We start from the raw sequence: 25038 nt of genomic DNA on the forward strand, positions 1-25038 counted from the left end.
CTTCCACTGGCGATGCGATAATTTCGGCATATCCGGGATATTCAGGAGTTCCCCACCGTGCCACGCCACTATCTGCTGTACGGGTCCGAGCGCTATGCGCTGGCCATCCTCCGTCCGCTGCAGGCGGCGATTCGTGCGCGTGGCGATGAGGCAGCATGGTTTTTCGATGGCCCGGGCGCGGAAGACCTGACCGCCGACGAAACCCTGCTGAGCGTTGAGCAGGTGCGTGCATGGAACCCTTGCGCGGTGATCACCTCGTCCAACGCGGTGCCGCACTTCTTCCCCGGGGTGAAGGTCGAGACCTTCCACGGTTTTGACGCGGGCAAGCCGCGCCACATCTATATCCGTGGCTTCTTCGACCTGTACTGCACCACCGGCCCGCGCGATACCGCCGCGTTCTCGGAGCTGGCACAAAAGACCGGACATTTTTCGGTGGTTGAGACCGGTTTCCCGAAGATCGACCCGTTCATGAGTCAGCTCAAGGACGAGCCCGATCCGGTGCGGGAACCGCCGGTGGTCCTGTACCACTCGACTTTCTCGCCGTCCTGGAGTGCCGCCGGCATCCTGTACGACGAGATCAAGCGGCTGTCGCAGACCGGTGAATGGCGTTGGATCGTCACCTTCCACCCGAAGATGGACCCGGAAATCACCGCCAAGTACCGCGCGCTGCAAGGCCCTTACCTGCGCTTTGCCGATGACGACAACATCCTGGACCTGTTCCCGCAGGTGGACATGATGTGCTCGGACACCTCCTCGGCACTCAACGAGTTCCTGCTGACCTACAAGCCGGTGGTCACCTTCAAGAACCGCCGCCCAGGCCCGCAGTTGCTGGATATCGACGACCCCGCGCAGTTTGAAGGCGCAATCCGCACCGCGCTGTCGCGGCCGCCGGAGCTGATGGCGGCGGTGCGCCAGTTTGCCGACCAATTGCACCCCTACCGCGACGGCCAGTCCAGCGAGCGCATCCTGCAGGCCATTGATGACTTCATCGCCAAGGGGGGGCGCAACCGCAAGCCCAAGCCGCGCAACTGGTGGCGCAAGATCAAGCTGCGCAAGCGTATTGGCTATTGGGGGCCTGCGCGGGTTTAGTCGCGCGAAGCGCTCACCTCTCCCCTTGCGAGAGAGGTGATGCCTCACCAGCGCAACTTACGCCGCACCATCTCCCGCTCAAGCTGCGCCATCAACGCACGCGCCTGTGCTTCTTCCAGAAATCGCAGCTGCAAGGCCGGTGCACCGCCTGCGCCAGCGGTATCCAGGGTCAGCGTAGCGGTGCCGAATTGCCGGTCCAACGGTGAACGATCCAGCCGCAGGGCCTGCAGCTTGTCCAGCTCGGCGACCCGCCACCAGCGGTTCCACCAGCCACCACGGATGGCCACCCGCTGCGCATCGATGTTGTAGCCGATGCGGGATACCTGGCGATGCGCCTTCAGCGCAGACCATGGCAGCCAGAGCAGCGGCAGCAGACCCCATGCGCTGCCGGTTTCGTATACCAACAGTGCAGACAAGGCGCTCATCAATAGCAGCGCCGGCAGGCATAACCGCCACCAGCCAAGGGTGCTTACTGGCAGCCATTGCGTGGGCGGCCATTGCAGCTGCGGCAGCAGGTGCTGCAGCAGGCCATCGCAGGTAGCCGGTGTTGCCAGTGGGGCCAGTTCCTTCAACGCGCGGCCGACCTGCTCCTGCTGTTGGCCGCCACTGGCGATATCCACGCGCAGCTGGCGGCGCTTGAACAACCGATGCAAAGCGCCTTCGCGCAAGGTCCAAGCTTGGATGCGACGGCGCGCCACGCTGCTGCGCACGCGGGTGAACAGGCCGCGTTCAACGGTAAGACGGCGGTCTGCCTCGCTCAGGCGGAAACCGTAGTACTGCACGATGGCCAGGCCCACTGACAGCAGCCGCATCAGCACCAGTGCGAAGGCGAGCAGCAGAATGCCGGTGGCGACCATCGTCAACGTTCCCAGCTGCAACTGGCTGGCATAGCCGAAGGCGTGGCGGCCCTGTTCTTCGATGAAATCGGAGGTGGCCCGGCGCGGGAACAGCTGGTACGCCGCACCGATTGCCGCCGCCACAACGACCATTGCGCGGTTGGAAATCAGGCCTTGTCGCACAAGCTCGGACAATGGCAGGCTCAGCAGCACGCCATCTGTGGGGGCGTCGGCCTGCTGCTCGGCTGTCTCTGCTTCGCTGCCGCCCTGACGGATCAGCCGTTCCAGCTCCAGCGCCTGTGCAAGTTTGAGTACGCGCATTTCCGCTTCGGGCTTGTCGCCACCAGCCGATTCCAGTCGCAGCTCGGCCACACCGAACATGCGGTGCAACAGGTTCTGATGCACCACCACATTGTGGATGCGCGCGAACGGAATCTCGCGACGGGTGCGTTCGAAGATGCCACTGCGGATGCTCAAGGCATCGCTGCCGATGCGATAGCGGTAGCTCAGGTATTGCAGTACCGCGCTGGCGACCAGCGTTACTATGATCGCTGCACTGATCCAGTGGTGGTAGGGCAAGTCATCGTCACGACGGCTGCCGAACACCAGCAGGGCGACCAAGGGCAGCAGGAACTGCTGCACCTGCTGTTGCAGGGCGAACAGCCACGACCATGGATGCAGCCGTTGCTCGTCGCTGGGCAGAGGGGGCGGTAGTTCGCTCACAGCGCGTCGTCGTGATCGAGCTGGCGCGCCAAACGATCACGCAGGCGTTCGGCATCGGCGTGTGCCAGCCCGGCCACGGCCACGGTGTTCATGCGGGTGCCGGCGGTATGCACGATCAAGGTCGCCAAGCCCGCCATGCGTTCCAGCGGACCCCGGCGCAGATCCAGATGTTGCACGCGCGATACCGGCACGTGGCTTTCGCTCTGCCACATATGGCCGCGGCGCACGCCCAGTGACTGCGCGTCCAGTCGCCAGAAGGTCAGCCGATGCCGGCGCCAGCCGAACCAGGCACCCAACAGGGCGCCAACCACGGCGGCGGCCGTGGGGACCAATAGCCAGTTCGATTGGTCGGTAGCCAGCATCAGCACCGCGCAGGCGGCGCCGAACAGCAGGGCCATGCTCAGTGCCGAACCAGCGGCGGCGAACAGCGCGCCGCGTGGCGGCAGCGGTTGCCACTGGATGTCGTCCGGCAGTGGCGTATCGAAGGCAGGAGGTTCAGTCATGCGCAGACGATATAACGGCGGGGCCGTACAACGGTAGGTGCGATGCCGATGGTTGTTGTAGGAGCGGCGTAAGCCGCGAAGCTGGCGAGGCTGCAGGCCGCCGAAAGGCCTGCACTCGCAGTTTCAAGCTGGGGCTCCATTGTGTGGGCGCCGGATGTTGCAATGGCTTCGCGGCTTACGCCGCTCCTACAAATGCCGCCGGGCATCTATGCGCTTATTGTGCCGCCATGATCAGCGCATCCACATCCAGATGGTGGCCGGCGCGTGCGGCCTTGGTGCGCAGGTACTGCTCGTTCTCGTGGGTGATCTCGCCGGTGACCGGGACGCAGCCAACCACTTCAATGCCGGCCTTGCGCAGATGCTGCACCTTGGTCGGGTTATTGGTCAGCAATTGGATGCGCTGCACGCCCAGTGCGCGCAGCATGGCCACCGCGCTGCCATAGCGGCGCTCGTCGGCACCGAAGCCCAGTTGTGCATCGGCGTCGATGGTGTCCAGGCCTTCGTGCTGGTAACCGTAGGCGCGCATCTTGGCGGCGATGCCGGTGCCGCGGCCTTCCTGGTCCAGGTACAACAGAATGCCGCCGCCCAGTTCTTTCAGGGTGCGCAGGCCGCGCCGCAGCTGGTCGCCGCAATCGCATTTGAGCGAGCCGAACAGGTCGCCAGTGAGGCAGGACGAATGCACGCGCACCGGCACGATGCCGCTCATGTCCGGATTGCCAACGATCACCGCAACCTGGTCACGCTGCGCCACGCCGCCACGGAACACGGCGAACTCGCTCATGCCGACGTCACGCAGCGGCACTGGCGAGCGCGTGACCAGTTCGTAGTCCTGGCCGGCCTGGCCAGCACCCTCGTACAGGGCGGTGGTGTCCAGTTGCAGGCAGTCATCAAACGGGCTGCTTGTTGCATCCATTTGCACTGAAATCATGGCCGGCAACAGCAAGCCCAGTCGCGCCACTTCCACGGTCGCGGCGTCCAGTGCATTGCCATTGGCTTGTGCATCGGTCGGCGCGACTGCATCGCGCAGGTAGGCCAGGGCTGGCAGCTCGGCAAACTCGCGGTCGGCCAGTGGCAGGTGGATGCCGTTGGCGGCGTTGATGCCCAGCGTCTGCGCGCGCGCTGCACTCAGGAACAGGTAATGGTGACCTTGCGCGGCCTCGGCAAAGGCCGCGTAGCCTTCCGGCGAACTGCTGTCCAAGGCAATGCTGGCCAGGCGCTGTTGACCATCGCTGATCACTACCGGGCGGCCAGCACGGAGTTCGGCGGCGGCGCGCTCGCAGCGGATGGCGGCGGTCTGGCCGAAGTAGGACGGGCTGGCAGAAACGGGGTTGTTCATTTGAAACCTTATGGGGGCCGTTGGCAGTCGAATCAATCGAGCGGCACGGGTGACGCAGTGTTGCAGCAGCAGGTTCAGTGCGGGTGACGGGCGGTGGCGTAGGGGTCGTGCTCGCCGCTGCCCGGTGGACGAAGGGTGTAGCGTTTATAGGTCCACTGGTACTGCGCAGGATCGCGGCGGGCGATGCGCTCGATGCCGGCATTGAGGGTAGCGGCGGCCAGTAGCAGATCCGGGTCGGCGATCTGGGCCTCGGCCGGTTCGATATGCAGGGCGAAGTCCAGGTTGGGCCCGGTGCGCTCGCACCAGCCGTACAGCAGGGTGGCGCCGGTGCGTTCGGCCAGACGGTTGACCAAGGTCATGGTCAGTGCCTGGATGCCGAAGAACGGCACGAACACGCCGTCGCCGTTCTTGGGCTGCTGGTCAGGCAGGATGCCGGTGGCGCCGCCGTCCTTGAGTACCTTGAACAACTGCCGCACCGCTGGGCCTTCAGCACGCACCTGGCGCACGTTGTCGCCACCGCGGCACAGCTGCAGGAACTCATCACCCACCGGGTTCTCCGGCGGCGCGTAAACAATTGCGATCGGGCCGCGCGAAGCCAGCCATTGGTTCAGCAGCTCCCAGTTGCCGTAGTGCGGGGCAATGACGATCACGCCCTTGCCCGAGGCCAGCGCGGCGTCGTAGAGCTCCTGACCGTGGCGTTCGCGCAGGTGGCGGGACAGGTTCTGGGCGGGGTCGTGGGTCCACAGATACAGGGTTTCCAGCGCCTGGCGGGCAGTGGTACGCAGCACCTCACGATGCAGGCGCGCGCGCTGGGCGGCGTCCAGTTCCGGGTAGGTCAGTTCCAGATTGCGTCGAGTCACCCGACTCTCGCGGGCATTGATGCTGCGCCACAGCCAGGCCACCGTGTCGGCCAGGGTCCGCTGCCAGGACCAGGGCAGGTGGGTCAGGGCGCAGGCGAGGCGGTAATAGAGCTTGGCAGTGGATTGCGGTTTCATTCCCCCAAGTTTAGCCGCTGGCGCCCGGTGCTATGGTGCCCGGCCCCATAGCAGGAGCTGCCAATGCTTTGCCTGATCCAACGTGTTACCCAAGCCTCGGTCACTGTTGATGATGCCGTGGTCGGGCAGATCGGCCCGGGGCTGCTGGCCCTGGTCGGGGTGGAGCCGGGCGACGATGAGGCGATGCTGTCGCGGATGGCGGACCGGCTGCTCGGTTACCGGGTTTTCGCCGACGATGCCGGCAAGATGAACCGTTCTTTGCGCGATACCGGTGGCGGGCTGCTGCTGGTCAGCCAGTTCACCCTGGCCGCCGATACCCGTTCAGGCATGCGCCCGAGCTACACCAGCGCCGCGCCGCCGGCCGAGGCTGAACGGCTTTTCAACCGATTGGTGGCTATCTGCCGTGAAAAACACGGCTCAGGGGTGGAAATCGGCCGCTTTGGTGCCCATATGGTTGTCAGCCTGATCAACGATGGGCCCGTAACCTTTCTGCTCAGACCGTAGCGCGCCGCGAACCCACCGCCCCGGCAAGCGCTATGCTGCGCTGGTATAATGCTAGGTTCCCATCTTCACAATCGCCGGTGGCGCGAGCATTACATGGCCAACGAACGTCCTGCCCAGCAAAACGACATCAAGCTTCTGATCAGCAAGGGCCTGGAACAGGGCTACCTGACCTACGCCGAAGTTAACGATCATCTGCCCGACGACATGGTCGATCCGGAGCAGATCGAAGACATCATCGGCCTGATCACCGGCATGGGCATCGATGTCCACGAAGTTGCCCCCGACGCCGACACGCTGATGCTCAGCGACGGCAATACCGGCAACCGTGAAGTCGATGATACCGCCGCTGAAGAAGCTGCTGCTGCACTTACCGCACTCGACACCGAAGGTGGCCGTACCACCGACCCGGTGCGCATGTACATGCGCGAAATGGGTACGGTCGAGCTGCTGACCCGCGAAGGCGAAATCGCCATCGCCAAGCGCATCGAAGAAGGCCTTGGCCAGGTGCAGGCTGCACTGGGCACCTTCCCGCTGGCTGTTGAGTCGGTGCTGGCCGATTACGAACTGCACAAGGAAGGCAAGAAGCGCCTGGCCGAAGTGATTGTCGGCTTCAACGACCTGGTCGAAGAAGCGCCGGCGCCGGCCGTTGCCGAAGACACCAGCGATGACGCTGCCGAAGACGGCGACGAAGACGCTGACGGCGACGACGTCGAAGAAGAAGCCGGCCCGACCGGTCCGGATCCGGTTGAAGTTGCCAATCGCATGGAGCAGCTGGCCAGCGACCTTGCCAAGTTCAAGAAGGCACACGCCAAGGGCGACACCAAGGCCCAGGCCAAGCTGCGCGAAGAAATCTCGGCCACGTTCGTGACCTTGAAGCTGCCGCTGCCGCTGACCGACGTGCTGGTGCGCATGCTGCGCGACACCATGGCTCAGGTAAAGGCCCAGGAACGTCGTGTGCTGCACCTGGCCACCATCACTGCCCGCATGCCGCGTAAGGATTTCATCCGCTCGTGGGAAGGCAACCAGACGAATCTGGAGTGGGTGGAAGACGCGATCAAGCGTAAGCAGAAGTGGTCGTCGGCCCTGCGTGACGTCAAGGACCAGATCGTGTCCGAGCAGCAGGCCACCATCGACCTGGAAAAGAACACCCAGCTGAGCCTGGACGAGCTGAAGGAAATCAGCCGTGTCATGGCCTACGGCGAAGCCAAGGCGCGCAAGGCCAAGAAGGAAATGGTCGAGGCCAACCTGCGTCTGGTCATCTCCATTGCCAAGAAGTACACCAACCGCGGCCTGCAGTTCCTGGATCTGATCCAGGAGGGCAACATCGGCCTGATGAAGGCCGTCGACAAGTTTGAATACCGTCGCGGTTACAAGTTCTCGACCTATGCCACCTGGTGGATCCGCCAGGCGATCACCCGTTCGATCGCCGACCAGGCCCGCACCATCCGTATTCCGGTGCACATGATCGAGACGATCAACAAGTTGAACCGCATTTCCCGCCAGATGCTCCAGCAGTATGGCCGCGAGGCCACGCCGGAGGAGCTGGCCAAGGAAATGGACATGCCGGAAGACAAGATCCGCAAGGTGATGAAAATCGCCAAGGAGCCGATCTCGATGGAAACCCCGATCGGCGACGACGAGGATTCGCATCTGGGCGACTTCATCGAGGACACCAACGTGGAGTCCCCGATCGAGAACACCACCAACATCAACTTGTCCGAAACCGTGCGTGACGTGCTGGCTGGCCTCACCCCGAGGGAAGCCAAGGTGCTGCGCATGCGCTTCGGTATCGACATGAACACCGATCACACGCTGGAAGAAGTGGGCAAGCAGTTTGACGTGACCCGCGAGCGTATCCGTCAGATCGAGGCCAAGGCGCTGCGCAAGCTGCGTCACCCGAGCCGTTCGGAGCAGTTGCGCAGCTTCCTCGACATCGAGTGAGTGGTGGCTTGCAAGTGATTGCTGGCGCGTAGATGCCGGAATGAAAAACCCCGCCTTGGCGGGGTTTTTCATTTTCTGGTTTGCGACGATGCGGTCGGTGTCCGGATCCAGCCTGCCTTCGCTTCTGACGTCAGTCTATGGTTGCTTGCGGCCAGTGTGTATCGTGTGTATTTTGTCTACATGAAAAGCGCGGACCTCATCAAGGAGTTGATGACCAATGGATGGACATTGGACCGCGTGCGTGGCTCCCACCATGTTTACGTCCATCCGGACAACCCAAACATCATCACCGTCCCGCATCCAAAAAAGGAGCTGGGAAAAGGGCTGGTAAACAATCTCCGCAGAATTGCGGGGCTGAAATAGGAGGCGATATGCGCTATCCCGTCATGATTGAAGCAGGCGACGAAAACACCGCGTGGAGCGTGGTTGTTCCAGATCTGCCGGGTTGCTTCTCCGCAGGTGACACTCTGGACGAAGCCATGACCGAAGTGGAAGAGGCGGCCGCTGCGTGGATCGATTCGGCGCTGGATGCAGGTCGTGCGATTCCCCGGCCGTCCAGTGCCCAGGCTGCATTGGAGAAGGGCGATTTCGCTGGTTGGATGGTGGCCTACATCAATGTAGATCCTTCCTTGCTCGACGACACGACCGAGCGCGTGAACATCACATTGCCGCGCCGTGTGCTGATGCGCTTGGACGCGAATGCGAAGGCTGCCGGCGAGAGCAGGTCTGCCTATATCGCGCATCTGGCTGCGCTGAACTGACGCCGTTCCTCTGGGTGGATCGCGAGGCTAGATACTTTTGCAACTGCAAATCGCAACAGGACGAAGCTGCGTCATGTTGCACCGAACCGATGGACTAGCCACCGTGAGCTAGCCATGGATCGGATGGGGGCGCTCGCAGCGTGTTTGCTGACCAATGAGCTCCCCGATGGGTGCAGCCCCAGTTTGGATCGCTCCATTCGCGGTGATCAGGCCGTTCGCAATCCATGTACATCGAATCAGACGCAGGGAAGTAGTCGCGAACGGGTCACCTCCACTACACTGTGCAGTCAGCGCGGGCCTATAGCTCAACGGTTAGAGCAGAGGACTCATAATCCTTTGGTTCCAGGTTCGAATCCTGGTGGGCCCACCATCTACTGATCCGACAGCGTCCAGATCAGTCCGAATATCCTAGCAAAACGGCCGTAATCCAGTGGTTTCGTGTCCGGCCGGGTCCGGTCGCGTGCGCCTCCATCCAGCTGGAACGTGAGTAACGGTGCGAGTAAGATGATCGGAAGATCTCCGCTTACTCACATATCCGTTACTCACAGCCATGTTGACAGACACCAAGCTGCGCAGCCTCAAGCCTCAGGGCAAGGTCTATCGCCTCGCCGATGCCAATGGGCTGTGCGTCGAGGTGAGGCCTTCTGGAGCCAGGATCTGGCGCTATCGGTACCGGTTCGCCGGCAAGGCGAACATGCTCACCATCGGGGACTACCCGGCGATCTCATTGGCCGAAGCTCGCGCCGAGCGGGACAAGGCCCGGGCCCAGCTCAAGAAGGGCATGGACCCGGGCCTGGTGGTGAAGATCGAGCGAGCGGCACAGGAGGAAGAGGCCGGCAATACCTTTGGCGCGCTTGCTGAGGAACTGGTGACGCAACGGGCCACGAAGCTGACCCCTGGGTCAGTCGTTCGGGAGCGCCGGATGCTGGAACGCGATCTGGGGAGTATCGGTGATCTGCCCGTTCGGAGCGTGACTGCGCCAATCCTGCTCAAGGCCCTCCGGAAGATCGAGGCCCGTGGAGCAGTCGAGACGGCGCATCGGGCTCGCGCCGCCGCGGGCATGGTCTTTCGCTATGCCATCGCCACCGGCCGTGCAGAGAACAACCCCGCCCTGAGTCTTGCCGGTGCGCTGACCCCTACGAAAACCAAGCACTTCTCCAGCCTGACTGAGCCAGAGGAGGTAGCAAAGCTTCTCAAGGCGATCTACGGCTACCAAGGGTCGCCCATCGTCTCCGCCGCGCTCAAGCTTTCGGCACTCCTGTTCGTCAGGCCGGGCGAGCTCCGCGCGGCGCGCTGGGAGGATATCGACCTGGGTGCTGCTGAGTGGCGTTACATCACCAGCAAGACCCAGACCCAGCACATCGTTCCCCTGGCTGGGCAGGTAGTCGAACTTCTGGAAGATGTCCGACCCTATGCAAGGAAAAGCCAGTACGTTTTTCCGAGCGTGCGGAGCGTCCAGAGGCCGATCAGTGAGAACACGATAAACGCCGCTCTACGGAACCTCGGGTTCGACGGCACAATGATGACTGCCCATGGCTTTCGGGCCATGGCGCGAACATTGCTGGACGAGGTGCTTGGGTTCAGGCCGGATTTCATCGAGCATCAGCTCGCCCATGCGGTCCGGGATCCGCTGGGGCGGGCGTACAACCGGACTACTCACCTGGAAGAGCGCAGGAAGATGATGCAGGCTTGGGCAAACTACTTGGATGAGCTCAGGCGCAACGCATAGTGGAGCGTCCGCGCTTCAAACGCCCAAACCGGACCGTCGCCTTCTGTCTCGACGCAGTTCCGCTGCATGAACTAGCAGCCTTCCTTTCCGATGGGGGTTTACTCCTTTTCGGCGGCGCCAATATCGATTAACCATGCCCTCTTCAAATCCGGGACAGGCAAGCGCCAATATCCGGCCTGTCTAGCCCGTGTTCGGCCGCTGGTCTTGCATGAACTGGACCCGCAAGGGCGCTATACTTGCCATCGAAAGCCGTCTAATGGGGTGCAAGCGGCGGATTTTAAGTGCTTTTTTCCCGCCATTCGTAGGGGGTGCGGTGGCAGAGAAAGAGGGCGTCGCTAGGTCCGCTCGGACGGCGCTAACGATCTGGCCGATCCGGGGAATTCTCCACGCGGGTCATCTCCAAGCTGGGTGCCCGGGGGAGCCGATCTGGAACGCCAACAAGTTTCTCAGTAGGGGGCATGATGACAAGTCAGGGCGAAACCAATGAGCAGATGGAGCAATCGCTGATCGACATTGCTGTCGAGAGTTGGCGCTTCTCGCGTCTGTTCGGGAAGGTGGTCGGCAAGCTAGACGCGGGCGAGTCAGGCCGCTACATCAACCAGATCCGCTACTTCCAGAAGAAGGTCGAGGAAAGCCTGGACTCAAACGGTCTGAAGCTGGTCAATGTCGAGGGACAACCCTACGACGCAGGGATGGCGGCTTCTGCCTTGAACTTGGGGGATTTCGCCCCGGACGATGTGTTGCTCGTCGAGCAGATGCTGGAGCCGATCATCATGGGGCCGAAAGGGCTGCGCAAAGAAGGCACGGTAATGCTCAGGAAGGTGGAGGCATGAAATACGTCGGTATCGATCTCGGCACGACCAACAGTGCCATCTGCTCGTTTGATGGTGAAAAGATTCACCTCTACAAGAGTCCTGAGCAGCACGATGTAACGCCTTCGGCCATCTTCATCGACCGGCGCGGTAATAAGTACGTCGGTTCGCGTGCCTACAACAGCGCCGCAAAGAATCCCGATAACGCGGCTGTGCTGTTCAAGCGCCTCATGGGCACAAGCACCCCCGTGAAGCTGCCCGCGGTCAATCTCACGATGACGCCGGAAGAATGTTCCGCGGAGGTGTTGCGCTCACTCTTTGGCTATCTGCCGGAGGAGATTCGTGGCGATGGCGACACGGGCAGCGTCATCACCGTTCCGGCCGCGTTCAACCAAATGCAGAAGGACGCCACGATGGCCGCCGCCGATGCGGCTGGGCTTGGACGGGTTGCGTTGATGCAGGAGCCAGTCGCTGCCGTGATGAGCGTCATGCGCCAGCGGAAGAACGACGGTATTTTTGTTGTGTACGACATTGGTGGTGGCACGCTGGATGTCGCCATTGCGGAGAGCATTGGCGGTCGAGTGAACCTGCTTGCTCATGGCGGCATTGCCATGTGCGGCGGACGGGATTTCGACCGCATTCTGTTCGACAACGTCGTCAAACCGTGGCTGCTCGACAACTTTGATCTGCCGGAAGATCTCGCATCCAATTCACAGTACAAGTCACTCCGCACCATTGCGACTTGGGCTGCTGAAAAAGCCAAAATCGCGTTGTCGCAGAGCGAAGAGTCTGTGATCAGCCTTGCTGAGAACGAGTTGGGTGTACGTGACCAAGCTGGCGAAGAAATCTACCTTGACATCCCGATCAGCCGGACTTTGTACGACGGTTTGATTGCGTCCAAGGTAGATGAGTCCATTCAGGCCACCCGAGAGAGCATTGAGAAGGCAGGCTTGAGTTCTCACGACGTTGAGCGGATCGTCTTCGTGGGTGGGCCAGCTCAGTACAAAAACTTGCGCGACAAAGTTGCTTTTGAGCTGGGCATCGCGCCATCCACCGACGTGAACCCGATGACGGCGGTTGCCGAAGGCGCGGCGGTATTTGCCGAATCCATCGACTGGGCTTCGCAAAGCCGTGGACGCAAAAGCGCACGTGGCGCGCTCAGTGCCGGTGGTGCGCTCGACCTATCGTTCAACTACATCGCGCGCACGCCGGAGCCGAGGGCGAAGATCGTCGCCAAGCTCGGTGGGCTCGCGCCCGCGGGTGTCGAGTTCCAGATCGACAGCCTCGACACGGGCTGGTCATCCGGTCGCGTCGCGCTGAAGGACGGCGCAAGCGTCGAACTCAGCCTGGCCAAGCCCGGCGACAACATCTTCAAGGTGTTCGTGTTCGACTCGAACGGCGCACCCGTTGCCTTGGGTGAGGACAAGATCGTCATCGCGCGCACTGCCGCCAGCATCGATGCCATCCCAGCATCGCACTCCATTGGCGTGGAAGCCCGCGACAAAGTTGGCGGGCGCTTGGTGTTGGACTATCTGATCCGTGAAGGTGACCAGTTGCCCAAGAAAGGCAAGAAGTCCTTCAAGGCGGGTGAGTCGCTCAAGGGCGGAAGCGCTGGGTCGATCAAGTTCAAGCTGTGGGAAGGTGAAATCTCCGACCCCATCACCGACAACCGCTTCATCGGCATGTTCGAGATCAAGGGAACGGATTTCGATGATGGTGTCATCGCGGCAGGGGCGGAGCTGGTCTGCGAGTTTGAAGTGCTCGACTCCGGCAACATCATCTTGGAGGTTTCGGTTCCCTCCATCAGCGGCTCGTTCCAGAGCGGGCGCAACTTCTACTCCAGTCAAGAGGGCAAGCTCGACTACACCAATCAGGCCAGAAACATTCAGGAGCAGTCCGAGCACACACTCGAACGTCTGGAAGAAATGGCCTCGAAGGTGGATGACCCGCGTCTGGAGCAGGCCCGCGAGAAGCTGGAACAGGCCAGCACCATCGAGTCCGGCGAGGCTGACCCAGAAACGGCGAAGCAGGCGATGGACAACGTGCAGGAAGCCAAGCGCCTGCTGGCGCTGACACGCAAGGAACACCTGAAGGACATCCGTCAGCTTGAACTGGACAGGGCGGTCGATTTCTTCGAGAAGGCCGTGCGCCAGCATGCCCGTCCCACCGAAGCATCGGCGTTCGACAACTTGGTGAAGACGGCGCAACGCGCTCTCGACAACAACAGCAGCGATTTTGAATCGCACCTGGACGATCTGCGCAGTCGCAACTTCATGATCCTGTGGCGTCAGGACTGGTTCGTGATCGATCACTTCAAACGTATGGCTCAAGCCAGTTACCTTTTCTCTGACGCCAGAGAGCACGCACAGCTTGTGGCGCACGGAACCGAAGCCATCAAGGCCAATGACATCGACAAATTGCGAGCAGTGGTTGGCCAGCTTTTCTCGATTCAAGTTGGCTCTGCGGGTGATGACGACATGATGGCCGGTGCCAATATCGTTCGGAGTTGATCCTCATGGCTCTCGATGCATGGCTCCCTATTGGATTCAAACTGCCAGACGGCGCGAAGGTTCGCGTCGCCTTGTTCGAGGGCGCGGATTGGCAGGTGTACGACACCCAAGGCGGCGGTCGTGCGCTGGTCGTCCACGACGATCTGGGCGTTCGCTGGCAAGACGCAGGACTGATTGACGAGGGCACGTTCGACGCCTTCCGGTTCGGAGATCGGCCGTTACGAGCCATCTCATGCGCGCCAAGCCAGACCCTGTTGCCGGTCAGCGAAGCGAAATCCCCTGACAACAAGGCCGAGGCGCTGTCGTTCGCCTTGGCGTTGAAGGCCACGCGCGACATCGATGCGGAATCGCCGTTGCAAGACGCGCTCTACGTCGAAAAGATCACCCGCCTGCTGCCAACCTACAGCATCAGTTCCTGCACCGGCGATGATGTCGTGCTCGGTTACTGGCTGACGGGTGGAACGAGTATTCCGGCTTCCGCTTTCCGCAGATTGCGCCAGAACATGAGCTGGATCGGTGCAGGCCACTTGAAGGATGTCGTGCAGGCGGCGGGGTTCGAGGTGGGCGAACTCATCCCGCTCGAACGCAAGCCGGAAGCGCCAACCGAGAATACCGAGGCCGCTCCCGCTGAAGAAAAGGTCGAGACCAAGCGCAGTGCGCCCGAACCCGACAAGGTCTTCGAACTCGCCGGGCGTCCCGAACTGGCCGCCTTCTTCAACGAACACATCGTTGACATCATCCTGCACCGTGACCGCTACAAGGCGCTCGGCATCGAATTCCCGTCGGCGGTGATCCTGCACGGCCCTCCGGGTTGCGGCAAAACCTTCGCGGTTGACCGGCTGGTGGACTTCCTCGGCTGGCCGAGTTTCCAGATCGATGCCTCCAGCGTCGCCAGCCCGTACATCCACGAGACCAGCAAGAAGGTCGCGCAGGTGTTCGACAAGGCGATGGAGAGCGCGCCGTCCGTGCTGGTGATCGACGAGATGGAAGCGTTCCTTGCCGACCGCGAGATGGGGTCGGGTCATCACCGCGTGGAGGAAGTAGCCGAGTTCCTGCGCCGTATTCCGGAGGCAGCGAAGAACGACGTGCTGATCATCGCCATGACGAACCGCATCGAGATGATCGACCCAGCCATCCAGCGCCGTGGGCGTTTCGATCACCTCATCAAGGTGGATTTCGCCAGCCAGGTCGAGGTGCAGGCGTTACTGGACAACCTACTGTCCTCGTTGCCGAAGGAAGCGGACGTGGACGCCAAGCCGCTGGCGAAGGAACTGGCGGGCAGGCCACTGTCGGACGTCTCTTTCGTGGTGCGCGAAGGCGCGCGACTGGCGGCACGCGGCGGCAAAGATCGGCTGGATCAGGCCAGCTTGCTGGCCGCCTTGCACTCGTCACCGGCACGGGAACGTGAGGGTGGCGCTGAGACAAAGCGACGGATCGGATTCATTTAGGAGATAGGTGTGGCTGGGGGAGAAAACGACAAAAAAGAAGAAGGCAGAGGCTTTGCAGGCCTCTCCTCGCTTGTGTCCGATGTGGACACGACGCCGCCTCCCGCTGCAAAGAAGGAACCTGCTGCCGCTGCGCTGAGTGCCCCGCGCCCGGCTCCGCAGCCTGCTCAACCGCAGCCACAGCCGCAACCGAGCCAGCGTCAAACCTATCAAGAACCTCCGCAGCCGTCCTCCGGCTCATCCGGCGGCAAGTGGGTGTTGGGCATTGCCGCCGTCTTCGGAGTGCTTTGGTTGATCGGTCAGGCAGACAAGCCAACAACCTCCTCAGCGCCCAGCTACTCACCACCAACGCAAAGCGCCGCGCCGAGCTATACGCCACCATCGCAGCCACAAGCACCATCACGGCCGGTTGAGACCAAGCCGCCGGTCGGCCAAGACCTCGTGCTCTCACGGGAGCAGATTCGGTATTGCTTGGCCGAAGACATTCGCCTGGATGCCACGAAGTCCGCCGTCAATAACTACGTCGATGCCGATGTGGATCGCTTCAACGCGATGGTGGCCGACTACAACAGCCGTTGCAGTTCATTTCGATATCACACCAACAATCGAGGGCGCAATGATTTGACCAGCGCTCAACGAGACATTGAGCCATACCGGAGTCAACTTCAATCCGAAGGTAGGAGCAGGTTTACTCGCAGTCCCACGGGGTCGCTATCGCCTCAAGAGCCATCTCGCCCAGCGGCGGACGTAACCGTGCAAGCTATCCAGAGCAAACTCAATGAACTTGGCTACGAAGCTGGCGCTGCTGACGGACTGATGGGCAGAGATACTCGTTCAGCAATCATCGCATTCCAGCAGGACAGAGGCTTGGCTGCGACGGGAGTGGCAGATCAAGCGTTGCTGCTTCAGCTACAACGTGCTCCTGCCCTCACATCAACTCCATCAGTAGATAGCCGCCCCGTCAGCACCCCAGTTCAGTTGTCATCCGCAGAGGCCGCTTCGCTTGAGGCAGCGTGCTCAACAGACAAGTACGTCAATGGCCCTGCTGCGTATCGAACGTGCGTGGATCGCCAAAAAGCAGCTTTGGCAGCAGGTGTGCGGCGGCCAAACCTTAGTTCTTTGTCTTCCGCAGAACAGCAGTCCATTGAGGCCGCTTGTTCGACTGACAAGTATGTCAATGGGCCTGCGGCCTACAACCAATGTCTAGCGCGTCAACTTTCGGCCATGTCTGGGCAAGGGAGCAGAAGACCCGATCTATCCCGTCTTTCCAATTCTGAACGGCAGTCTATCGAAGCGGCATGCTCAACAGACAAGTATGTCAATGGCCCCGCTGCCTACAACAGATGCCTCAACACCCAACTCGCAGCACTAGATCAACAGGGAGGCGGGCCGGATTTATCCAGGCTTTCGGCGGCAGATAGAGGGTCAATTGAGTCTGCCTGCTCAACGGACAAATATGTCAATGGGCCAGCGGCATACAACAGATGTTTGTCTGAGCAGTTGGCAAGACTACGGTGATGGTGAGCGAGCGAAGTTATGGCAATGGCGATCTGCTTCAAATGTGGTTCCGCGAAATCCGGCGCACTCGTCGCCTGCCGGCAATGTGGTGCTGCGCCTCAAACAAGTAGCGAATACGCCGTCTCGCTGGCGCTGTCCGACCATCTGTCGTCCAAAGATCAACTGGCGCAGTACAGCCACGAACTGCGCAACGGCCAGAAACTGTCCGTCCCCCGCGAGGCGCTTGTTCAGGCTCTGGAGGCGCTGAAAGACCCGCAGCTTCTTGCGATGCTTCGCGCTCAATCGACAACATCATCCGCGCCTGCGCCTGCACCACCAGGCTCGGCAACGACTCAGCGACCGCCACCCGTTCCCCCTACTGCCCAGAGGACGGCTCCGCCGCCAATTCCAGTCAAGCCGCAATCTCGCCTCACCACGACTGCACTACATCAGTCGGCGTTTGCGGTCTTGGGCGTAACGATCCGCGACAACCGCAGACGCATCGTCGAGTTGGCTGAAGAAAAGTCGCTGGAACTGGATCACGACGTTTGCCAGAAGGCACGCTCCGACCTGACGAACCCGCGCACACGCCTGAATGCAGAGATCGCGTGGCTTCCCGGCGTCTCGCCACGCAAGGCCACCCAGTTGGTCGAGAACCTGATCAGCGATCCGATGGCGATCCGAGAGGAATCGAGCCTCCCGACGCTCGCCCATCTGAATTTGCTGGCCGCTGCGTTCGAAGCCGTGGATGGCAAGCACGATGTAGACGACTTGGCCGAATTCATTATGGAGACCGCGTACCTTGCGGAGGAACTATACCCAGAGGATGTGCTGCGCGACATCAATGAGGATCGAACCGCATCGGGCTTTCCGGAAGTGCGTGCGCTCGACCAAATCGAGGCCGAGCTGACGGAGCGCAAGCGGTATTACCGGACTGCCATCAAGGATGCGCTTGACCGGCTGCCGCCGATGACGCTCATCCAAGTGATGACCGAAACCGTGGATGGCGTGACCTCCGGCGGCGAGGATCATGCACCGGGGCTGATTGATGATCTTGTTGACAGCTACGAGGTGGAAACCCAAGGCGTGCTGCAAAAAGAGGCCGAGAACGTCCACAAACTCATCAAGGCCGCCAGAGATCATGCGGGTTCCGGTGAGGCTGCCGTCAAGCCCTATGTGGACAAGCTCGATGCCGTTGCGCGCAATTGGGACAAGATCGCGCAGCCCATCCAGTTGAGTTCGAAGGCGCGCGGCATCGACCACGAGGCAAGCCGCGACTTGGCCTACAAGATTCGTAGCCTCGCCATCGACCTGTTCAACGAGCATGACATGCTCGCCCAGTCGCAGCGGCTGACCGGACTGATTCAGGAACTTTTTTCCGAAGTGCCGGAGATTTCGGATCGCGCCGAGGAAGACGCGGACGCGCTCGCAGACATCTTCCAGCAGCGCAAGCAGGCCGCAGCGCGTCAGGGCGAGTGGGAGCGCGAAATCACCTACCGCGCTGAGATTGGCGTCATGTTCAAGGACACCTTGAGCATCTCGCCCCAAGGTGCCTCGTGGAAAGGCCAGAATTTCCCGCTCGACACGATCACGCGCGTTCGCTGGGGCGGCGTCAACCATTCCGTCAACGGTGTACCCACGGGGACGACCTACACGATTGCATTTGGAAACCGGAATTCCGAAGCGGTCGTGGAGCTGAAAAAGCAGGATATCTACAACACGTTCATCGACAAGCTCTGGCGGGCAGTCTGCGTGCGCCTGCTCACCGAGATGCTCGAAGCCTTGAAGGCTGGACGTGATCTGTACTTCGGCGATGCGCTCCTGCACGACGACGGCATCACGCTGGTGAAGCGCAAGTTCCTCGGCTCGAACGAGAAGGTGCGCTGCTCATGGGGCCAAGTCCATGTGTGGAGCGCCGACGGCTCGTTCTGCATCGGAGCCAAGGACGACAAGAAGGTCAACACCGGTATTTCCTACATTCATGGAGCGAACACCCACATTCTGGAGCAAGCCATACGCATGGCCTTCAAGAAGCCGGGCATGCGCCGACTGAGTGATGTGTTGCAGTGATTTAGCCCAAAAATTCAATGGAGCAGCGTTATGGGATTTCTTTCCAATCTATTCGGAGGCAACAAGGAAGACAAAGCGCTGCGTGAGGCAATGGCGCACATCCACCGCATCCTCGACGATGAGGCGTTTCAATTGGAACTCGTTCATCCGGCGATGAGGGCGATGCTGGAGTCCGCTCCTGCCTACGACAAAGACCCGAACGGCACGGGTTCGTTTGGTTTCATCGAGACGAATCCGATCCCGGTCAACGGGCCCATTGGCCAACTGGCGTATCTGTCCAGGCTCGAAACCCAATCTGGTCAGCGCATCCTCTTTCATCGACTCGGTGCCATGGGCACAGTGGACGTGTTCGAGGCCGTGTCATTCAACGGAGCCGAGTGGTTCATTCTGTTCGTCGATCTCTACCATCCCCGGCGCTCACGCCTCACCCCGGACGGCTTCCGGTTCACGAAAGATGTCGCTCAGTTCTCCGGCTTCCACAAGTTCTGCGACAACTTCCCCTACGACTTCGTTGAGAAAAAGGCATCCGAGCGCGAATCAGGACTGAGCATGGCGTACATCGCCATCAGCAAGGTGTCCGATCAAATCCAGAACCGTGTTTTCAACAGGCCGCTCGCACACAAGGCCAAGCTCGACCTCGTGAAGAGCCGCCTGTCGAGTTCTCAATCTCAGTAGACGATGGCGATGAAAAAGACGCTTCTGACGACACTTGCTGCACTGATGTGCCTTCAGGCCACACCCGCTCTGGCCGAGAACTACGAGGTGAACCTGACCCGCAAGGGCAGCAATGTCTACAAGATCGACGGCAAGGACATTATCATCCAGACGCGCTACTGCTACGTCTATGCCTACTCGGAGGAGGCGATCTTCAAGACCTCCGGCTATGGCGGCGAGGTCATCTTCTTCGACAGCAAGGACAAGTGCGACGTGAAAGCCGTATTTGGTGTCTCGAAGCAGAAGCCGGGCAAGTACGTCGTGACGGTGAGTCGCGAGGACGATGACTGGTATGAGGTTTTCGGAACGAACTCCTACATCAAGACTTCGAGCTGCCTGTCCCTCGCGCTTGGCGAGGAGGCTTACCTGACGATTTCGCAGTCCGGCTTCGGACGGCTGCGTTTTGAGGATGGCGACGACTGCATGGTCGAGGCCGTCTACACCAAGCTGCGGCTATGAGAGGGAGGTGATGAACCGTGGCTGCTGCCACAGACAAACAAAAGGGAAACGCCACAGGCTCTCTAACCACGGTTATCGAGCCAACCGATGCCTATGAAGGCCGGCTTACCTCGTCCGGCGGCAGGCATTATGAGCGGCGAGATGGCCACCACCTTCGAATTTGCTTCGCCAAATGCTACGCCCCGTGCTAGTGCTTGGATTCAAAAGAATCTCATCCACATATCACCTCGTTGAAGCCAGTAGGGTCTGGCTTTGCGCAAGGGCACAGCGCTCCTTGTGCGCCTTCATCATGGATTCCCTATGAGTGACAGGTCGGAGGCGATCTACTGCATCCTTGTGGTAGTCGCAACAGCTCTGGTGAGCGTTGCCAGCTGCGTCCGCAGTAAACACCCGAAGTTCCCGTGATCCAACCCGTGACACACCACAAGGCCCGGCAATCGCCGGGCCTTGTGCGTTTATGCCCGAGATTAAGGAGAAGAGACGATGCACCTGGTTGAAACAATGGCCTATGCCGGCGAGCGGCCGTGGCACGGCCTCGGTCACAAGCTGGCGCCGCAACAGCCGATCGATGTTTGGAAGCGGGAGGCCGGCATGGACTGGTCGATCGAAGAGTCGGAGGTCCGCTACGTGGTTGGCAAGAACGGGATCGGTGCCATCAACGCCTTCCCGGAGCAGAAAGTCCTGTACCGGTCCGACACGCAAGCGCCTTTGTCGGTCGTGTCCAAGCGGTACAAGGTGGTCCAGCCGGGTGAGATCCTGGAGTTCTACCGCGACCTGACCGAAGTCGGCGGCTTCGAGCTGGAGTCGGCCGGCGTGCTCCGCGAGGGGCGCAAGTTCTGGGCGCTGGCCAAGACCGGGCAGAGCACCGTCCTGAAGCGAAGGGACCGCGTGGACGGCTACCTGCTGCTGGCCACGGCCTGCGACGGTACCCTGGCCACGACCGCCCAGTTCACCTCGGTCCGAGTGGTCTGCAACAACACCCTGTCGATCGCCCTGGGCAGCAACGCCGGGGCCGTGAAGGTGCCCCACCGCAGCCAGTTCAATCCGGACCTGGTGAAGCGCCAGCTCGGGATCACCGTCTCCACCTGGGACTCGTTCGTCGCCCGCATGAAGGCGCTGGTCGACTGCCCGGTGGATCCGGACTCGGTCGATGGCCTGCTTCGTCGGGTCCTGACCTATCCGAACCCGGACGGGGAGGGCGTAGCGGTCAATGAGCAGGCGTTCAAGACCGCTCGCGCCCTGTACGACGGCGCAGGCAAGGGGTCCGAGCTGGCGAGCGCCAAAGGAACGGCTTGGGGCGTGCTGAGCAGCGTCACCGAGTTCGTCGACCACCATCGGCGGGCCCGCAGTGACGATCACCGCAGGGAAGCGGCCTGGTTCGGTGCGGGCGCCCAGATCAAGCAGCGCGCGTGGGATGAAGCGCTGAAACTGGTGGCCTGAGCGATGGCGGTCGATCGTCTCGACGTGGCCTACATCGCCATCGACGCCAAGCACGCCCTGGACAAGAGCTGCACTCCCTACTCGGACATGCCGTTCGAGGGGGAGTGGGGCTACATCCGGGCGTGCATCGACCAGGCCGAGCTGCTGGGACGGACGTGGCAGGCCTGCAGCGAGGTGTTTCCGGGCCTGTGGTGCTACGAGGTAGCGGAACCCTTCGGTCGGGACTTCGGCCGGCACCTGCTGGCCGGAGGGTCCGTTGATCTTGCCCCCGCCATCCTGGATCGCATCGTTGCCACCGCAATGAAGGTCTCGCCGGCCTAGAAGCCAGCACTCGTCAAGCCGTTTCAACAGCAACCCATAGGCCCGGCCTCCGAAAGGAGCGCCGGGCCTTTTTCTTTGGAGAAACCGTAATGAGCAGATCACCGGCATTGCGCCTGATCGACACGCGGGAGATGGCGCGTGAGGAGTGGTTGGAGGTCCGTAAGCAGGGAATCGGCAGCTCGGACGCCGCCGCGGCAGTCGGCCTTTGCCCCTACAAGAGCCAGCTGGAGCTATGGATGGAGAAGACCGGCCGGGCCGTCCAGGACGAGGAACCGGGTCAGGACTCGCCCATGTACTGGGGCACCTTGCTGGAGCCCTACGTGGCCTCGGCCTACACGCAGCGGACGGGCATCAAGGTCCGCCGGCTCAACGCCGTCCTGCAGCACCCCACCTACAGCTACATGCTGGCCAACATCGACCGCGAGGTCGTGGGCAACCCGGACGTCCAGATCCTTGAGTGCAAGACGGCCGGGGAGTTTGGAGCGCGTCTGTGGCGCGATGGCGTGCCCGAATACGTCCAGCTCCAGGTCCAGCACCAGCTGGCGGTCACGGGCAAGGATGCCGCGGACGTGGCGGTACTGCTGTGCGGCCAGAAGCTGGAGATCCACCGGGTCGAGCGGGATGAGGAGATCATCTCCCGCCTGGTCGTTCTGGAAGCCCGGTTCTGGGAGTACGTCACCCAGGACGTTCCACCGCCGGCCGACGGCAGTGAATCGGCCGCCAAGGCGCTCAGGAGCCTGTACCGGGGCAACGACACCACGGTGGACTTCAGCGAGGACGGGGCGCTCTCGGAAGCCTTCAGGGGCCTTGTCTCGCTCAGGGACGAGATCGATGAGAAGGCCAAGCAGGCCGAGTGCCTTCGCCAGCGGCTGCAGGAGGCGATGGGGGAAGCCTCGAAGGCAGTGTTCCCGACCGGTGAGATCACTTTCCGCCGATCCAAGGACAGCTCCAGCGTCGACACCAAGAAGCTGGTCGAGGCGCACCCCGAGCTCGTGGCCGAGTTCACCGTCACCAGGCCCGGGAGCCGTCGCTTCCGGATCGTCACCCACTCACCAGAAGGAGCATGACCATGCTGAAAGGCCTGGCAATCACGCCGCCCGTGGTTGGGCGGATCTCGATCGGCCGTGTGGTCGAGCGCAACGGCAAGCGCCTGCCGGAGAAGGATGACCAGTTCACTCTGACCAGTCAGGTGCAGAACAGGGAAGGGTGGATCCTGCACCCGCTCGACGAGGCCCTACGCAAGGATGCCGGCGGCAAGCTTCGATCGGTCCCGGTCCAGCTGCTGTTCGACGACCCGGCGTTGAACCTGAGGGCGGACTACTCCCTGTTCGACCGGAGTACGGGCAGGCCGGTGTGCGTGGGCAATGGAGAGACCAGCCGCCGGATGGCCAAGGAGGGCGTCACCCAGGAGTCCTGTCCGGGTCCGGACGCCTGCGCGTTCGCCATGGGCGAATGCAAGGCCTATGCCCGACTCAACGTACGAGTGGGGGAGGAGGACGAGCTGGGCAGCTTCGTGCTGCGCACCACGTCCTACAACACCATCCGCACGCTCGCGGCCCGGCTGCAGTACTTCCACGCCGTGTCGGGCGGAAGACTCGCCTGCATGCCCTTGGAGCTCAAGCTACGGGGCAAGTCGACGACGATGAGCTTCCGCTCAGCGATCTACTACGTCGACCTGGTCGTCCGCTCGGGGCTGACGCTGGAACAGGCCATTACCCAGGCGCGGGAGGTCGACCAGAGCCGCAGGGACGCGGGGTTCGATCAGGAAGCCCTGGACGAGGCCGCTCGCCGTGGGTTTGCCAATGGCGCGTTTGAGGACCTGGCAGAGGATGTCCCGGCCGTGGTGGAGGAGTTCTATCCGGATAGCCAGGAGCCGGGTTCCGGCGCCCCAGCGCAAACCAGCGACACCGTCAGCTTGCACGAGCGCCTTCAGAAGAAGGTCGCCCGTGCCGGCACCGCATGACGCCAAGCGAAGGAGGGTGCGATGACGAGGGTGATTGGCGCAGTGGTCGTCTACGGCTTCGCGTTGTACGGCTTTGGCAGGTTCCTGGTGTGGATGTACACCGCGACGGGGACGAAGTACTCACCCGGACACCAGGCGTCTCCTGGCGGCTGACCGGGCAAACACGAACAGCGATCGAAGGGGCGCCCGTGCGCCCCTTCGTCGTTTCCGGTCCTGTAGGGCCATCTTATAGATGAGGAAGCAATGGACAAAGACACGCCAGAGCACCTGTCGCTCTACGTGAGGAGCAAGTCACGCAGATACAAGGTCGCCAGCGGTGACGAGATCGTGGAAGCGGCACGAGCCGTGGTCGGGCAGCGGATGAGGCGAGGGGCGTCTTTCACCGATCCGAAGAAGGCAAAGGAGTTCTTTCGGGACAAGTTGTCGGGACTCCAGCGGGAGGTGTTCGCCGCAGCGTTCCTCGACAGCCGTCACCGCCTCATTGAGTACGCAGAGCTGTTCCAAGGAACGATCGACGGTGCTGAAGTACACCCCAGGGAGGTTGTTCGACACGCAATCCGGACGAACTGCGCCGCGATCATCATTGGGCACAACCACCCTTCTGGATCGGTTGAACCTTCCGCAGCGGATCGAGCTGTCACGGCGCAACTCAAACAGGTGCTCTCCTTGGTGGATGTGCGACTGCTCGACCACATTGTTGTGGGCGGTCACCAGACGACGGCCTTGGCTGAGCGTGGATGGGTGTGATGGTCATAGGCCAGACCCGGTGGGTGCTTGCCAGTCAATTCACCCGCCAGCCAATAGGGGCTGGCGGGCTGCCATCGGTAACCTACTTTTTTCGTTCGCGCGCATTCAGGCCACAAGACCAACAGATCGAACAACGATGCTCAGGTCCGATGAGACGGCTTTCGACCCGAAGCGGACGGTCGGCCAAGCATTTCACAGCGGCCCAAGGTGCCGGAGACTTGGCGGTTATGCGCCCGCCAGATCGTCGGGACCAAGATAAACGAGGTCGATCTTGCTGACATCTTGCGCCACCTGTGTGCGTAGCAGGCCCCTTCGATGGGAATTGAGTGCGTTCTGAACTGTACCTAGCGGAGTACCGTCTGGCGAAAGTACCCACGACCGACCTGCCCAATGGTGAATCTGGACAACGGTGCTGGGCGGCGGGGGCGCAGCCAACCACGTGATGCTAGCCCGATAGTGCCTATCGACCCATGTGAGCTTCTCGCTCGGCGTTAAGTTCTGTAAGAACTCCGTCCAAATCGGTCTCGTTTCTCTAGGGCCTGTTAACACTACGTGCTAACATACTGCGCATGGAACTTACGCCTGCGCAATTCGCGCGTATCGAGGATTGCCTGCCGCGGCAGCGGGGCAATGTGTCGCTGGA

The 25038-nt window shown here is 61.6% G+C and carries 23 protein-coding genes and 1 tRNA gene; 20 read left to right on the plus strand and 4 right to left on the minus strand.

Annotated elements, in window-relative coordinates; genetic code table 11:
- The first annotated feature begins 57 nt into the window (after window positions 1–57).
- The gene (locus ACVOMB_RS14830; RefSeq protein WP_481531890.1) at window positions 58–1089 is read left to right on the plus strand and encodes a CDP-glycerol glycerophosphotransferase family protein; all 1032 of its coding nucleotides are present in this window, start codon (window positions 58–60) and stop codon (window positions 1087–1089) included.
- Window positions 1090–1133: 44 nt separating this feature from the next.
- Here the strand turns inward: ACVOMB_RS14830 and ACVOMB_RS14835 are convergent, their stop codons facing one another.
- The 4 genes from ACVOMB_RS14835 to ACVOMB_RS14850 all read right to left on the minus strand — a co-directional run bounded on the left by ACVOMB_RS14835 (window position 1134) and on the right by ACVOMB_RS14850 (window position 5482).
- A complete protein-coding gene (locus tag ACVOMB_RS14835; RefSeq protein WP_481531891.1) occupies window positions 1134–2648 on the minus strand; it encodes a PH domain-containing protein in 1515 nt (504 codons plus the stop codon).
- On the minus strand, window positions 2645–3151 hold the full coding sequence (locus tag ACVOMB_RS14840) for a PH domain-containing protein (protein WP_481531892.1): 507 nt from the start codon (window positions 3149–3151) through the stop codon (window positions 2645–2647). Before ACVOMB_RS14840 ends, ACVOMB_RS14835 begins: the two co-directional genes overlap by 4 nt.
- A 214-nt stretch (window positions 3152–3365) precedes the next feature.
- The gene (gene ribA, locus ACVOMB_RS14845) at window positions 3366–4487 is read right to left on the minus strand and encodes a GTP cyclohydrolase II RibA (RefSeq protein ID WP_481531893.1); all 1122 of its coding nucleotides are present in this window, start codon (window positions 4485–4487) and stop codon (window positions 3366–3368) included.
- Between the two features lie 74 nt (window positions 4488–4561).
- Window positions 4562–5482 (minus strand): lauroyl acyltransferase, encoded by a 921-nt coding sequence (locus ACVOMB_RS14850; protein ID WP_481531894.1) that lies wholly within the window; start codon window positions 5480–5482, stop codon window positions 4562–4564.
- Window positions 5483–5545: 63 nt separating this feature from the next.
- On the opposite strand from ACVOMB_RS14850, the gene dtd reads away from it, so the two are divergent.
- The 19 genes from dtd to radC all read left to right on the plus strand — a co-directional run bounded on the left by dtd (window position 5546) and on the right by radC (window position 24395).
- Window positions 5546–5986, plus strand: a complete 441-nt coding sequence (gene dtd / locus ACVOMB_RS14855; RefSeq protein ID WP_481531895.1) for a D-aminoacyl-tRNA deacylase — start codon at window positions 5546–5548, stop codon at window positions 5984–5986.
- Window positions 5987–6079: 93 nt separating this feature from the next.
- Window positions 6080–7927, plus strand: a complete 1848-nt coding sequence (gene rpoD, locus ACVOMB_RS14860; RefSeq protein WP_481531896.1) for an RNA polymerase sigma factor RpoD — start codon at window positions 6080–6082, stop codon at window positions 7925–7927.
- A 180-nt stretch (window positions 7928–8107) separates the two neighbouring features.
- A complete protein-coding gene (locus ACVOMB_RS14865; RefSeq protein ID WP_481531899.1) occupies window positions 8108–8290 on the plus strand; it encodes a type II toxin-antitoxin system HicA family toxin in 183 nt (60 codons plus the stop codon).
- Between the two features lie 8 nt (window positions 8291–8298).
- Entirely contained in the window at window positions 8299–8688 is a 390-nt protein-coding gene (locus ACVOMB_RS14870) for a type II toxin-antitoxin system HicB family antitoxin (RefSeq protein ID WP_481531897.1), read from the plus strand.
- A 294-nt stretch (window positions 8689–8982) separates the two neighbouring features.
- Window positions 8983–9058: transfer RNA gene (locus ACVOMB_RS14875), tRNA-Ile, on the plus strand.
- A 180-nt stretch (window positions 9059–9238) separates the two neighbouring features.
- Window positions 9239–10417, plus strand: coding sequence for a tyrosine-type recombinase/integrase (locus ACVOMB_RS14880; RefSeq protein WP_099470507.1), 1179 nt, complete (start codon window positions 9239–9241; stop codon window positions 10415–10417).
- Window positions 10418–10875: 458 nt separating this feature from the next.
- Window positions 10876–11250: a hypothetical protein gene (locus tag ACVOMB_RS14885; protein ID WP_197650461.1), complete on the plus strand. Its 375-nt coding sequence runs from the start codon at window positions 10876–10878 to the stop codon at window positions 11248–11250.
- The gene (locus ACVOMB_RS14890) at window positions 11247–13739 is read left to right on the plus strand and encodes an Hsp70 family protein (protein ID WP_099470508.1); all 2493 of its coding nucleotides are present in this window, start codon (window positions 11247–11249) and stop codon (window positions 13737–13739) included. Before ACVOMB_RS14885 ends, ACVOMB_RS14890 begins: the two co-directional genes overlap by 4 nt.
- A 5-nt stretch (window positions 13740–13744) precedes the next feature.
- A complete protein-coding gene (locus ACVOMB_RS14895) occupies window positions 13745–15187 on the plus strand; it encodes an ATP-binding protein (RefSeq protein ID WP_242899334.1) in 1443 nt (480 codons plus the stop codon).
- A 549-nt stretch (window positions 15188–15736) separates the two neighbouring features.
- Window positions 15737–16702, plus strand: a complete 966-nt coding sequence (locus ACVOMB_RS14900; protein ID WP_099470534.1) for a peptidoglycan-binding domain-containing protein — start codon at window positions 15737–15739, stop codon at window positions 16700–16702.
- Window positions 16703–16726: 24 nt separating this feature from the next.
- The gene (locus ACVOMB_RS14905) at window positions 16727–18751 is read left to right on the plus strand and encodes a hypothetical protein (protein WP_481531898.1); all 2025 of its coding nucleotides are present in this window, start codon (window positions 16727–16729) and stop codon (window positions 18749–18751) included.
- 30 nt (window positions 18752–18781) lie between these two features.
- The gene (locus ACVOMB_RS14910; RefSeq protein ID WP_111188966.1) at window positions 18782–19426 is read left to right on the plus strand and encodes a hypothetical protein; all 645 of its coding nucleotides are present in this window, start codon (window positions 18782–18784) and stop codon (window positions 19424–19426) included.
- A gap of 9 nt (window positions 19427–19435) precedes the next feature.
- The gene (locus ACVOMB_RS14915) at window positions 19436–19924 is read left to right on the plus strand and encodes a hypothetical protein (RefSeq protein WP_099470536.1); all 489 of its coding nucleotides are present in this window, start codon (window positions 19436–19438) and stop codon (window positions 19922–19924) included.
- A 483-nt stretch (window positions 19925–20407) separates the two neighbouring features.
- On the plus strand, window positions 20408–21364 hold the full coding sequence (locus ACVOMB_RS14920; protein WP_099470511.1) for a DUF932 domain-containing protein: 957 nt from the start codon (window positions 20408–20410) through the stop codon (window positions 21362–21364).
- A 3-nt stretch (window positions 21365–21367) separates the two neighbouring features.
- A complete protein-coding gene (locus ACVOMB_RS14925) occupies window positions 21368–21685 on the plus strand; it encodes a hypothetical protein (protein ID WP_099470512.1) in 318 nt (105 codons plus the stop codon).
- A gap of 89 nt (window positions 21686–21774) precedes the next feature.
- The gene (locus ACVOMB_RS14930) at window positions 21775–22752 is read left to right on the plus strand and encodes a YqaJ viral recombinase family nuclease (protein ID WP_099470513.1); all 978 of its coding nucleotides are present in this window, start codon (window positions 21775–21777) and stop codon (window positions 22750–22752) included.
- Between the two features lie 2 nt (window positions 22753–22754).
- Window positions 22755–23648 (plus strand): recombination directionality factor, encoded by an 894-nt coding sequence (locus ACVOMB_RS14935; protein ID WP_099470514.1) that lies wholly within the window; start codon window positions 22755–22757, stop codon window positions 23646–23648.
- Window positions 23649–23669: 21 nt separating this feature from the next.
- Window positions 23670–23801, plus strand: a complete 132-nt coding sequence (locus tag ACVOMB_RS14940) for a hypothetical protein (RefSeq protein WP_343264226.1) — start codon at window positions 23670–23672, stop codon at window positions 23799–23801.
- A 90-nt stretch (window positions 23802–23891) separates the two neighbouring features.
- A complete protein-coding gene (radC, locus tag ACVOMB_RS14945; protein WP_099470515.1) occupies window positions 23892–24395 on the plus strand; it encodes a RadC family protein in 504 nt (167 codons plus the stop codon).
- Window positions 24396–25038: the final 643 nt, after the last annotated feature.

This window comes from Stenotrophomonas sp. STEN018 (genome assembly GCF_056760235.1).